The organism is Pantoea sp. X-Soil-TKNS-1211, assembly GCF_059730495.1.
Window position 1 is genome coordinate 81543 of sequence record NZ_AP035953.1, and the last position, 13073, is coordinate 94615.

The 13073-nt window shown below is 57.9% G+C and carries 11 protein-coding genes; 3 read left to right on the forward strand and 8 right to left on the reverse strand.

Annotation, left to right across the window (positions count from 1 at the left end; genetic code table 11):
• Positions 1–357: 357 nt before the first annotated feature.
• From xylA to AC6I8W_RS00410, 3 genes are all read left to right on the forward strand, one after another.
• Positions 358–1680 (forward strand): xylose isomerase, encoded by a 1323-nt coding sequence (xylA, locus tag AC6I8W_RS00400; protein WP_497836527.1) that lies wholly within the window; start codon positions 358–360, stop codon positions 1678–1680.
• 17 nt (positions 1681–1697) lie between these two features.
• Positions 1698–3140 (forward strand): xylulokinase, encoded by a 1443-nt coding sequence (gene xylB / locus AC6I8W_RS00405; protein ID WP_497836528.1) that lies wholly within the window; start codon positions 1698–1700, stop codon positions 3138–3140.
• A gap of 188 nt (positions 3141–3328) precedes the next feature.
• Complete coding sequence (locus AC6I8W_RS00410; protein WP_497836529.1) at positions 3329–4261, forward strand: GlxA family transcriptional regulator; 933 nt, start codon at positions 3329–3331, stop codon at positions 4259–4261.
• Here AC6I8W_RS00410 and AC6I8W_RS00415 read toward each other — a convergent pair.
• The 8 genes from AC6I8W_RS00415 to AC6I8W_RS00450 form a co-directional block, all read right to left on the reverse strand.
• A complete protein-coding gene (locus tag AC6I8W_RS00415; protein ID WP_497836530.1) occupies positions 4246–5241 on the reverse strand; it encodes an acyltransferase in 996 nt (331 codons plus the stop codon). The two genes, AC6I8W_RS00410 and AC6I8W_RS00415, sit on opposite strands and share 16 nt — an antisense overlap.
• Before the next feature lie 110 nt (positions 5242–5351).
• Complete coding sequence (locus AC6I8W_RS00420; protein WP_497836531.1) at positions 5352–6467, reverse strand: mandelate racemase/muconate lactonizing enzyme family protein; 1116 nt, start codon at positions 6465–6467, stop codon at positions 5352–5354.
• A gap of 35 nt (positions 6468–6502) precedes the next feature.
• Positions 6503–7258 carry a GntR family transcriptional regulator gene (locus tag AC6I8W_RS00425; RefSeq protein WP_497836532.1) on the reverse strand — a complete coding sequence of 252 codons (756 nt, stop codon included), beginning with the start codon at positions 7256–7258 and terminating at the stop codon, positions 6503–6505.
• A 14-nt stretch (positions 7259–7272) separates the two neighbouring features.
• Positions 7273–8649, reverse strand: coding sequence for an allantoinase AllB (gene allB / locus AC6I8W_RS00430; RefSeq protein WP_497836533.1), 1377 nt, complete (start codon positions 8647–8649; stop codon positions 7273–7275).
• Complete coding sequence (locus AC6I8W_RS00435) at positions 8646–9572, reverse strand: ABC transporter substrate-binding protein (RefSeq protein WP_497836534.1); 927 nt, start codon at positions 9570–9572, stop codon at positions 8646–8648. The genes allB and AC6I8W_RS00435 overlap by 4 nt, the downstream gene beginning before the upstream one ends.
• Positions 9572–10624 carry an alpha-hydroxy acid oxidase gene (locus tag AC6I8W_RS00440; protein ID WP_497836535.1) on the reverse strand — a complete coding sequence of 351 codons (1053 nt, stop codon included), beginning with the start codon at positions 10622–10624 and terminating at the stop codon, positions 9572–9574. Before AC6I8W_RS00440 ends, AC6I8W_RS00435 begins: the two co-directional genes overlap by 1 nt.
• On the reverse strand, positions 10611–12137 hold the full coding sequence (locus tag AC6I8W_RS00445; RefSeq protein WP_497836536.1) for an amino acid ABC transporter permease/ATP-binding protein: 1527 nt from the start codon (positions 12135–12137) through the stop codon (positions 10611–10613). The genes AC6I8W_RS00440 and AC6I8W_RS00445 overlap by 14 nt, the downstream gene beginning before the upstream one ends.
• A gap of 33 nt (positions 12138–12170) precedes the next feature.
• Positions 12171–13064 carry a transporter substrate-binding domain-containing protein gene (locus tag AC6I8W_RS00450; protein WP_497836537.1) on the reverse strand — a complete coding sequence of 298 codons (894 nt, stop codon included), beginning with the start codon at positions 13062–13064 and terminating at the stop codon, positions 12171–12173.
• Positions 13065–13073 lie beyond the last annotated feature (9 nt).

A 13073-nucleotide genomic window follows, 5' to 3' on the forward strand; every position in this document is an offset into this window, starting at 1 on the left:
CCTGTAGGTGGAGGCTATTGTCGTGGTTTTTGGTCTAAGGCTATGAACAAGGCGGTTGAATTGTTGACCTGAGTTTCCGGCAACATCAATTACTGATTTTTATCCGGCTATTACGTTTTTTGGTTTATTTGCGATTTTTTGAGCGCGATCGATATTTGGCGGTTTTCAGAGAAATGAATTTCAGCGCGATTGCGAGCCGGGGTTCAATGAAATAACGACATTGTTTTGCGAGCTAACGCACAAATAATAATTATCTTAAGTTGAGTGTGAAATATCGTAATTGAGAAGCGGCAGAACGCATTACCACAATAATGGCTCACAGCTGACCATTCGGGTCCTCATGCTAAGGAGCAAAACATGCACGCCTATTTCGACCAGCTTGATCGCGTTCGTTATGAAGGGACCAGCACCCACAATCCTCTGGCGTTCCGTCACTACAATCCTGATGAAGTGATTCTCGGCAAAACCATGGCTGAGCATCTGCGTTTTGCCGCCTGCTACTGGCATACCTTCTGCTGGAACGGCGCGGATATGTTTGGTGTCGGCGCTTTTGATCGCCCCTGGCAGAAGAATGGTGATGCGCTTGAGCTGGCGAAGCAGAAAGCTGATGTGGCATTTGAGTTTTTTCATAAGCTGAATGTGCCTTACTACTGCTTCCATGATGTTGATGTTTCACCGGAAGGTGACTCGCTGAAGACCTATCGTGACAACTTTGCGGTAATGACCGATAAATTGCTGGAAAAACAGCAGGAAACTGGTGTGAAACTGCTGTGGGGCACTGCCAACTGCTTTACCCATCCTCGCTATGGCGCGGGTGCCGCCACCAACCCGGACCCGGAAATTTTTGCCTGGGCCGCCAGTCAGGTGTGCAGCGCCATGCAGGCGACACAAACCCTCGGCGGTGAAAACTATGTGTTATGGGGTGGCCGCGAAGGCTATGAAACCTTGCTGAATACCGACCTGCGTCAGGAGCGTGAGCAAATTGGCCGCTTTATGCAGATGGTGGTGGAGCATAAACACAAGATCGGCTTCCAGGGCATGCTATTGATTGAGCCGAAACCGCAGGAACCCACCAAGCATCAATATGATTATGATGTGGCAACGGTATATGGTTTCCTGAAGCAGTTTGGCCTGGAGAAAGAGATCAAAGTCAACGTGGAAGCCAACCACGCCACGCTGGCCGGTCATTCATTCCACCATGAAATTGCCACCGCTATCGCGCTGGGGATTTTTGGTTCGGTGGATGCTAATCGGGGGGATATCCAGTGTGGCTGGGATACCGACCAGTTCCCGAACAGCGTCGAAGAAAACGCGCTGGTCATGTACGAGATCATCAAAGCGGGCGGGTTTACCACTGGCGGCTTAAACTTTGATGCCAAAGTGCGGCGTCAGAGCACCGACAAATATGATCTGTTTTACGGCCACATTGGCGCGATGGATACCATGGCGCTGGCACTGAAAGTGGCAGCACGGATGGTGGCCGATGGCGAGCTGGATAAACGTGTGGCGCAGCGCTACAGCGGCTGGAACGGTGAATTTGGTCAGCAGATCCTGAAAGGGGAATTCTCTCTCGCATCGTTGGCGCAACAGGCACAGCAGCAACAATTTAATCCGCAACATCGCAGCGGACGTCAGGAGCAGCTGGAAAACCTGGTGAATCACTACCTTTTTGATTTTTAACCCTTCAGGAGAGCGGCATGGTTATCGGGATCGATTTAGGCACCTCAGGCGTAAAGGTCGCATTGCTGGATATGCAGGGGCAGGTGCTCGCGGTGGAAAGCTCGCCGTTGCAGGTGTCGCGCCCGCATCCTTTATGGAGCGAGCAGGATCCCGAAAGCTGGTGGTTGGCTACCGATAAAGCGATGCAGGCGCTGGCGCAGCGGCATGATTTGGCTGATGTTCAGGCGATCGGTCTGAGTGGTCAGATGCATGGCGCGACGCTGCTCGATGCCCAGCAACAGGTACTACGTCCGGCGATCCTGTGGAATGACGGGCGAAGCGGCGAGCAGTGTCGACAACTGGAGCAGCAGGTGCCTGATTCACGCGCCATCACCGGCAATCTGATGATGCCCGGCTTTACGGCACCCAAGCTGTTATGGGTGCAGCAGCATGAGCCGGAGATTTTCGCCCGCGTCGCTAAGGTGTTGCTGCCGAAGGATTATCTGCGTTGGTGCTTAAGCGGCGACTTCGCCACGGATATGTCGGACGCAGCCGGGACGATGTGGCTGGATGTGGCGCGGCGCGACTGGAGCGACAGATTACTTCACGCCTGTGGTTTGGATCGTAGCCAGATGCCGAAACTGTTCGAGGGCAATCAGATCACCGGCACGCTCCGGCCCGACATCGCTCAGCGCTGGGGAATGCAGCCCGTGCCGCTGGTGGCGGGTGGTGGTGATAATGCAGCCGGAGCGGTAGGGGTCGGCATGGTTGAACCGGGGCAGGGCATGTTGTCGCTGGGTACTTCCGGCGTCTATTTCCTGGTCAGCGACGGCTATCTCAGCAACCCACAGCGCGCAGTACACAGTTTTTGCCATGCACTGCCGCAGCGCTGGCATTTGATGTCGGTGATCCTCAGTGCCGCATCCTGTCTGGACTGGGCAGCTAAACTGACGGGCTGTGAAGATGTGCCCCATCTGCTGGCTGAAGCTGAACGGGCGAGCAACGATGCCTCACCCATCTGGTTTTTGCCTTATCTTTCGGGTGAGCGCACACCGCACAACAATCCGCAGGCCCAGGGGGCGTTTTTTGGCCTGACGCATCAGCATGGCAGGCCGGAACTGGCACGAGCGGTGCTGGAAGGGGTGGGGTTTGCCCTGGCCGAGGGCATGGATGCGGTACATGAATGTGGCGTCCAGCCAAAGACGGTGATGCTGATTGGCGGCGGCGCGCGTAGCGCGTACTGGCGGCAGATGCTGGCGGATATCAGCGGGTTAACGCTGGATTATTGTCACGGTGGCGAAGTCGGGCCAGCGCTGGGCGCGGCGCGGCTGGCGCAGTTGGCGCTCGATGCCAACAGCGATCTACCGACACCGGAACTGGCGCAACGTCATCAGCCGGATGCGGCTCGCCATCAGGCTTATCAGCCACAACGTGAGGTGTTCGCCCATTTGTATCAGCAACTGAAGCCGTTGATGTCCTGATACGTCAGCAGGATGGCCGGAATTGGCATGGGTCTGGCAGTAAAGTAAGCTAAAATAGGCTCTGGCGTCGCGTTCGTCTTTCCGTAGCGGCGCGATTTATCGCGCCTGTTTTAACTCGAAAATGCGCGATAAATCGCGCCGCTACGGGTGTATTGCGTGACGTAAACGGAATCTACCGGAGTACACCCATGCCGCAACCCGTATTCTTCCTGACGTTACCCGGCGTTATGGTGCTCGATCTCACCGGCCCGGCAGAAACCTTCCAACTGGCAGGCGGTTACTTCACCCTGCATTACATCGGCCCGGAAGCCAGCGTGCTTGGCTCCACCCAAATGACCATTGGCAACATCGCGCCGCTGCCCGAGCGGCTACCGGCCAACAGCCTGCTGGTGGTGCCCGGTGTGCATGATTCGCGTACCTGCTATGACACCCCGGCGGCGACGCTCGCCCGTGAGTGGCTGCGTCAACAGCAGGCGGATATTCAGTCACAGCGCATCACTCTGGTCTGCGTCTGTTCCGGTTCGTTGCTGGCGGCGCAGGCCGGATTGCTGGATGGTGTGCAGTGCACCACCCATCACGACGTGTTGTCGCGCTTGCAGGCGGCGGCCCCGGCAGCGCTGGTAAAAGAGAATCGCGTGTTTATTGAAGATGGTGGCATCTGGACCAGCGCCGGGATCACCGCCGGTATCGACCTCTCGCTGCACCTGATTAACCGGCTATGTGGGGCGCGTCAGGCATTGGCGGTGGCACGCGAGATGGTGGTATGGTTCCGCCGTTCCGGCGATGATCCCCAGCTCTCGCCGTGGCTGCGTTACCGTAATCACCTGCACCCGGCGATTCACCGCGCGCAGGATGTGATGATTGCGCACCCTGAACATGACTGGTCGTTGCCGGCACTGGCGGAGCGTGCTCACGTCAGCGAGCGGCATCTGACGCGCCTGTTCCGCCAGCATCTCGGTATCAGCGTGCGTGAATATCACGAGCAACTGCGGCTGGTGATTGCTCGCCAGCGTCAGCAGCAGGGCGAAGCGGCGGAAAAAGCCGCTCTGGCCGCCGGTTTCTCTTCCGCACGCCAGTTACGTCGCGCGCGGCAGCGTTGGGATGATCAACTCACCAGATGATGTTTATCCACCCGTTTTAGCAGCATTGCCAGGCCTAAGCTGCCGAGCAACGTCACGCCAAACACCCACGGTAAATCGATCCACGGATGTGCCATGTCGTCGTAATGGTTGGTGCGCAGGAAATGGATAAACAGCGCATGAAAGCCGTAAATGGGCAGCGAATAGCGCGAAATGGTGGCTAACATCGGCAAAGTACGCCGATTGAGCGCGTTTTTGCTTAATATCAGCAAGCTGATGGCAGCGATAAACACCAGCGGCCCGCAGTAGAGATACCAGGTATCATTGAACGCGCCGTTGATCAGCAACATCTGTTTGGTGCCGAGTGTGATACCCGCCACGCAGGTAATAAACCCGAGTGCTGCCAGTAGTGTCACGCCGCGTTTTTCTGTTTCCATGCAGCCGATTGCCCGCCCCAGTAGCGCGTAGAGCAGGTAATAGATGCTGTCACCGCTGACATACAAATTGACCGGCAGCCAGTGAAACGGGCCGACCGACTGACTGATGGTATTGGGATTGGCGAGTACCGCCAGTACCATCACCAGCAAGGCGACATAGCGTGGTGGCACCTGTTTCACCTGAATCAGCGGCGACAGCAGGTAAATACCGATAATCGCGAAGAAAAACCACAGGTGATAAAACACCGGTTTCTGCAACAATTTCAGCAGCGACCGCCCTTCGCTGATCGGTGTCAGCCAGGTGATATAGGCCAGCGCTACCGCGCTGTAGAACAGCAGGCACAGCACGATACGCAGCAGATGCCGCCCTTGTGCGCTGCGTTCGCCGAAGAACAGATAGCCTGAGATCATAAAGAACAGCGGCACACAAACGCGCGATGCTGAATTGAGCACGTTGGCGACGTCCCAACTGATGCCCGTCACTGCCAGCGGCCCGGTGATGTACCAGGTGGTGGTATGAATGACGATCACCATCAGGCAGGCAATCGCGCGTAAGTTGTCGATCCAGTAAATTTTTTGCGACATCGCTTCCCCGTGCGCAGAACGTCCTGGTGGAGAAGGGTAGTCAGCGACAGGCGCGCCAACAACCTTTGGGCCTGAAATTCAGAGCCATCTGGCTGCTGGCACGTTGACGGTTAATCACGCACGAGGAATTTTTCGATCACTGCTTCGTTCGGTTCCACCCCGAGACCTGGCTCGGAAGGCAGCCAGGCGTAGCCGTCGGCGATGCGTACCGGATTTTTTGCCAGCGAGCGGCTGATTTCACCCGGCTCGACGCAATATTCCATCACTAACGCATTCTCGATGGCACAGAGGAAATGCAGCGAGGCGGCAGTGTTGATATCGGTGGTGAAGTTGTGATTACACACCTTGCGTCCGCGACTGTGCGCATAGCTGGCAATTTCCATCGCCTGAGTAAAGCCGGTGCGCGTCAGGTCAATCTGTACAATATCGATACCGCCTTCGTCGATCAGACGCTGGAAGCCAACTACCGAGCACTCCTGCTCACCGGCGGCGATATGCTGCTGGCAGGCCGCTGAGACCTGGCCGTATCCGGCGTAGTTATCCGGGTGCAACGGTTCTTCAATCCAGAACAGGTTCAGATGTTCATAACGCTGACTGCGACGGATGGTGGTTTTAGCATCCCAGACATGGCCGACGTCCAGCATCAGATCCACACTGTCGCCCATCTCGCGGCGCAGCGCTTCCAGATAACGTAAATCCAGCGCTTCATCGGTGCCGAACGGCTCCCAGCCAAATTTCACCCCGGTATGGCCGGTATCGATAGCGTGCTTCGCGCGCGTCACGGTGTCGGCCACGCTGAACTGGAACATATTGGATGAGTAGACGCGCATTTTGTCGCGCAGCGCCCCGCCCAGCAGCTCGACAATCGGTTTACCCAGCGCTTTGCCTTTGATATCCCACAGCGCGATATCAATGCCCGCCATCGCCTGCAACACCGCACCGCTGCGACCATAATAGATGGTGGCGCGGTGCATTTTTTTCCACAGCCGCCCAGTTTCCAGCGGGTTTTCGCCAATCAGCAGCGATTTCAGGCCGGTGACCATGGTGTGGGAATAGGGCGCTTCGATGATGGCTTTAGTGACGTAAGGGCTGCCGTCCACCTCGCCCCAGCCGGTGATCCCGGCATCGGTGGTAATTTTAATCAACAACGCATCCTGTGAACTGTCGGTGCGCTGTTCAATGACCGGGAGGCGCAGGTAAAACGCCTCGACGTTGGTGATCTTCATCGTGGTTATCCTGGTGTAAAAGCAAAAAAAAGGCGTCAACCGGCGCTGGAGCGTTGCTGTCGGCGCTGCGAAATAATGGTTTCGTAGTCCACATCCAGAGCCTGGATGCGGATATGGTTTTCAATCTCGTCAGTCATTTTGGCGATGTCGCCTTCCGCGAACACGTTAATCAGCCGCTGATGTTCCTCGATGATGTCGCTCATCGATTTACCCATAGTCGAAAGGCCGAAAATCACCGTCAGCTGGCGTGCAATTGACTCCCACAAATTGTTTAGCACCGGGTTATGGGCAAAGCTGCATAGCGTGCGATGGAAATCGGTATCCGCAGAGGCAAATCCATACACATCCTCGCGTTGCATCATCATCTGCATATCGGCAACACCCTGGTACAATTGGGTGAGTTGCGTGGCGCTGTTGCGTCCGGCTTCAATGGCGCGACGGCAGGCTAGCGTCTCCAGCGGAATGCGTACGTCAATGATCTGCTCCAGCCGCTGATGAGAGATCTCCATCAGGCGAATACCTTTATAGGGTTCGCTGGTCACAATGCCCTGACTTTCGAGAATGCGCAGCGCTTCGCGGATAGGTACGCGGCTCATGCCGAGTTTTGCTACCAAATCCGGTTCGGCAATGCGATCGCCGGGCAGAATCAGACCACGCGAGGCGGCGCTAAGAACGGCATCTACGGCATGATCGACCAGCGTACGCGGTCGCGCCGCGTTCCAGCTGTTTTCGGTCTGTTCTTCCAGCGCCAGCGGGGCGCTGTTTTTACTACGGGTCGACTTTCCTGCCATGGTAATCATCCTGTTTATGCCTGACGGGTCACGAACTGACCAAAGCCAGGTTCAACCTGTATCTGGGAATCCTGGTAAACGGTGACGCCACGAATCAGCGTGCGCACCACTTTACCCTGACAGCGCATGCCTTCAAATGCGCTCCATTTGCCCAGACCCTGGAAATTTTCGCCCGTTACCGTCCAGCTCTGGCTGGCGTCGTAAAATACCAGGTCGGCATCAAAGCCCGGCGCGATGGCCCCTTTTTTGCCCCACAGTCGGAAGGCTTTGGCTGGGCCGCTGGCGGTCATGCGAGCAAATTCCGTCAGCGGCAGGCCACGGTCGATATGCGCTGCGCTGAAGAACATTGGGCTGAGGGTTTCCACCCCGGTCAGGCCCATACCGGCGTCCCAGATGCTGAATTCACCGGCCAGCTTCTGCTCTGGCGTGTAGGGGCAATGGTCGGAAGCGATCATGTCGATATCGCCACGCAGCAGCACCTGCCACAACGCATCCACCACTGGGCGTGGGCGGATCGGCGGGCCGCAGCGGGCATTCGGGCCGATGCGCACCAGATCTTCCTCATCCAGAATCAGGTAGTGCGGGCAGGTTTCGAAGCTGGCGCGCACGGTATCTTTGGCGGCGATGATGGTTTCGGCGGCGCGTGCCGAGCTGACATGGACGATATGGCAACGTGCACCGGTCTCTGCGGCAATCGTCAGCACGCGACCCACCGCTTCAATCTCGGCGATTTCTGGCCCGGCCAGCGCATGGGCGCGAATATCTTTACGCCCGGCGCGGCGTAACTCGCTGCCCGCGCCAATCAGAATGTCGTGGTTCTCGGCATGGATGCCGATCAAACCGTCAAAAGTCGCCAGTTCGCGCATGGCGCGCAGCAGGCCGTCATCGTCAAGGCGCGGTAACCCTTTCGCATCAGTGGCCTCACCATTTGGCGCTCCGCTACACAGAAAGGCTTTAAATGCCAGCGCACCGGCCTGATCCAACGCCGCCAGTTCGTGTACGTTGCGACCATCCAGCCCGGCCCACATGGCGTAATCCACCGAGCTGTTATCAGCCAGCCACTGGCGTTTGGCGGTAAAGTTGGCGAGCGAAGTAGCTGGCGGTAAGGAGTGGGGCATTTCGACGATAGTGGTGACGCCATGCGCCGCCGCGCCGCGCGTGCCCTCACGTAACTCCTGCTCTGGGAGATCGTGCGAGCCGGTGAAATGGGTGTGCACATCAATCGCACCGGGCAGCACGATCAGGCCGCTGGCATCAATCACGTTATCCACCGGGCCGCTCCAGGCGCCAGGTGTCAGAATGCCACTGATTTTGCCTGCTTCGATTAACAGGTCAGCCGCTGCGGCACCGCTTTCCGTCACCACCAGGCCGTTGATAATTAACTGTTTCATGATGCTGCTCCCGCCTGGGTGACCAGCGCGTCATAAGGTACGGGTTGAGAAGGGTCGAGCCAGCCGATGGCACCGAGTAGTTGGCTGAAGTGATCAAATTCGGCGCGTGGGATGCGGCTGTCTGGCGCAAACACCTGCGCCTGCTGATAGGCCGCCAGCCCGGCGACCAGCGCATCGAAGCGATAATCGGGATACCAGGGCTTCACCCGTTCAGCGAGGCGAGTGGCATCATGCTGTGCGATCCACGCCAGTGCCTGTTGTGTTGCCTCGGCAAAGGCAGCAAAGGCTTCCGCTTTCTCGCACAGCACATCGGCACGGGCGATATAGGCGCTCCACGGCACCTTGCCACACATTCCCGCCAGGCTGGTGGTGCTGAACAGTTGTCCGGCGCTGATGGCCGGAGCCAGCGCATGCATTGCATGCAACGCGTAATCCACCTCACCATTTGCCACCGTAGCAAAGTCATGTTCGGTCTTGCCGCTGCCGGGCAGCAGGCTGACCTCTTCCAACAAGCCATGCTGCGCCAGCAGCCAACGAAAGGTGAGGCTGGCGGTGCCGACGTTACCCACATCCAGCACCCGCTTACCACGCAGATCGCTCAACTGAAAATCAGGCTGTGGCTGGGCCGCGGCGAGAAACCAGGGATTGGCGGCAACCGAGGCACAGAAGCACTGCAACTCGGCACCGTGCTGCTGATAGTGCTTCATCACCACCATCGGGCCGCCGAGAGTCAGATCGGCCTCGCGGTTAAGCACCGCAGGCACCTGGCCGCCCTGAATGGTGTGCCCACCGGATTTGCTGGTAGTAAAGGAGACCTTCAGCCGCTGTGCAGCGTACAGACCCAGACTCTCCGCCAGATAATGGGCGCAATAATAAATACGTGATTCGCTGGCATCGCCCTGATTGAAAATTAAGTGATGCATCAGTCGTGCGCCTCCGTGACAAAGCTGCCGTTGAGCGCACCCATTTCGCTGACACCACACCAGTGGCTGATGGCGCTGATGGCGTTGACCCAGCCGGAAAGCAGGTCAAACACCGCTGTTTCCCCGCCAGTGACCAGCGCAGTGATGACCGGACGCACGCTCAGTGACAAGGCCGCACCGAGGCAGCGCGCCACCACCGCATCGCTGCCGCTACGAATACCGCCATCCAGCAGCAGCGGCAGACGGGTCACGGCCTGTAAATCGGGCAATTGGTCCACCGGTGTTACCCAGCGCGCGCTCTGGCGCAGGCCGATGTTGGAGGCGATCAGGCCGCTCACGCCGTGTGCCGCTGCCGGGGCGGCATCATCATGATGCAACACGCCTTTCAGCATCAGCGGCAGACCGCGATCGGCGCAGTGCGTCGCCACTTCATCAATCTGCTGCCAACGCCATACTGGAAACGCTGGCAGCGGTTCCACCCCTGGCTGCGTACCGCCGATGGTGTGCCAGCCGCGCTGTTTCAGTGCCTCGCCGACCGAGAACCCGCCTGGTTGCAGACCGGCGACCGGATGGACCGGTGCCAGCACCGTCAGCACGATCGCTTTAAAGTGGTTTTCTGCCGCCTGATCAATCAATGCTTTAATCCGCGCGACCTCACCTGCCGCACGCAGTTGCAGCCAGCAGCGGTCATACTCCGCGCCAATCTGCGCCAGCGGCGTCACCGTTTCTTCGGAGATCACCAGCGGCAGTTGCAGGCGTTTGCAGGCGCGGGCAATCGGCAGCAAACCCTCTTCATGGAAAATACGGTCTCCGGCAAAGGCCCCCACGCCGATGGGTGCCGCCCATGTCTGATTCAACAGAGTAATGTGCGTGTCGATGCTCTCATTGCCCTGCAACACACGTGGCAGCAGGCGATAACGGCGCAGCGCCAGATGATTGGCATCATTTTCGTCGCCAAAGGCATCAGCTGGCAGCCCTTGCATATAACGGAACAGCGGTTCACCAAGGCGCTCACGCGCCGCCAGTTCAAACGGTAACTCAGGCGTTCGCATGCTGCGCCTCCGTGGCGTTTTCGTGTTCAAGGAAAGTGGCAAAAGCTGGCGTGGTCGGGTTTTTCAGGATCGCCGGTGGTCCTTCTTCAATCAGCGCCCCGTTTTGCAGAAACACCACGCGGTCAGCGACGCCAGCGGCAAAAGCGATATCGTGGGTGCTGATGATCATGGTGATACCGGTTTGCGCCAGGCTGCGCATGGTCTGGTTCACTTCACGGACCAGTTCGGGATCGAGTGCCGAGGTCGGTTCATCAAACAACAGGATCTGCGGCTCAGCGGCGAGGGCGCGGGCAATGCCGACACGCTGCTTTTGCCCACCCGAGAGTTCGTGCGGCAGCGAAGCGGCGAAATCACCAAGGCCGACCATCTTCAACGCGCGCATCGCTTTGGCACGCGCTACTTCTGGTTGCGCGCCCTGTACGCGCAGCAAAATGCTCATCACGTTTTCCAGCGCGGTCAGGTGATCAAATAACGCGAAGTGCTGAAACACGATACCGATGCCTGATTTAGCGCGGTTAACAGGCAGGTGGCGTTGCGCCAGCGGCTTACCGTTGGCATCGGTGCCCATAAAATGCCCTTCGGTCTGAATGGTGCCCTTCAGGCGTGGCGTCAGCGCCAGAATCGATTTCAGCAGGGTACTTTTACCGGAACCGGAACGGCCCAGCAGTACCACCACTTCACCACGACGCACGGTAAGCGACAGGTGGTTGAGGACGGTTTTATCGGCGTATTCGACGCACAGGTTATCGATTTCCAGTACCGGCGCGGCGGTTTGCGTGTCCCAGCGGCGTTTCGGCAGGTGCATCGGGGTGATGTCGGCTTCCTGCGGCAGGGACGCCAGTCGGGCACGAGCGCGACGGGCGCGTTCGTCGAGGTTATAGAATTTCTCCATCCACCACTGCCCCCCGGCCAGCAGCGTGGAGAGGATCAGATAGATGCCGCCGGAGGCCACCAGCACCGGGATAAACAGGAAGTTTTGCGACACAATCGCCTGGCCGCGCATCGTCAGTTCATTGACCCCCACCACCGAGGCCAGCGAGGTGGATTTCAGCAGGCCAACGGTTTCATTGCCCATAGTCGGCAGGATGGCGCGTAATGCCTGCGGGATCACCACATGGATCATCTCTTTGGTGCGCGAGTAGCCAAACGCCTGCGCCGCCATACTTTGGTCGCGATCGGTCGCCATGATGCCACCACGAATGATTTCGGCGCAGAAGGCGGTCTCGTTAATCATCAATGCCAGCAGCGCGCTGGTGAACGGGCTGAAGCGCAGGCCAAATTCCGGCAGCACGTTGTACAGCAGAATCAGTTGCAGCAGCACCGGGGTGCCGCGCAGGGTATAGATATAAATCTTCACCGGTAAGCGAATGAACAGATACTTAGAGGTGCTGGCCAGCGCCAGAAAAAAACCAATCAAAATGCCGCCCGCTAACGCGCCGACCAGCAGTTCAACTGCGATCACGGCGCCCTGCCAGAGATAAGGCAGGGTTAAATATTTTAAGAAATCATCCACCACATTATCTCCGGCAGGCTGTCAGAAACGTCATTAACCGCGTGCAACCACCGGGCGTTCGGCGCTGCCGCCCTGGCCCCAGTAATCAAGCAGTTTTTTCTGTGCACCGCTTTCCTGAATCACCTTCATGGCATCCAGCACCGCGCTGCGCAGCGTGGCGTTGTCTTTGGCAATCGGGAAGCCAACCATAATCGGCAGATCCACGGTGAAGGCGCTGTCCAGCGTGCCGTCGGCTTTGGCAATCGCGCGGGCTGAACCGGCTTCGGTCAGGTAGACGTCGGCACGACCGCTTTTCACAGCCTGGATGCTGTTGTCGGTGTTCTGCACCATCAGCATGCTGACTTCTGGTTTTCCGGCGGCGGTGCATTTGGCGCTCTGCTCTGGCACCAGTTTGTTGGCTTCATAGGTGCCTGCGGCAGCAGCGACGGTTTTGCCACACAGATCATCAACACTGTTGATTTTCTTCGGATTACCTTTGGCGACCACAGAACCATCCTGCACCTGTACCGACGCCACAAAGGCGATCTGCTTCAGACGTTCATCGGTGACGTACAGCATCGGGCCGATATCGGCACGGCCACTGGCGATGGAGGTCAGTAGCACGTTGAACGAACCGTTCTGGTAACTGTGTTTCGCCCCGAGGCAACTGCTGATACGTTCGAACAGCGAAGGATCAAGACCTTCAATAATGCTGGGGTCTTTCTCTGATGGCGCTTCAAACCCTTTGGTATAGCCACCGAGGCCAACCACCAGATCTTTGCCTTTCAGCGACGGATATTTGGTTTGCAGCGTTTTGCACTGCGCCATGGCGGCGAAGTCGCTGGCGGTGGGTTTGATCGGATCGGTGGCCGCATGGGCGCTGGACAGGCCAGCCAGCAAGGTGCCGCTGATGCCGGATAACAACAAAGCGAGGCGTGCAAATTTCATAATAAGGTT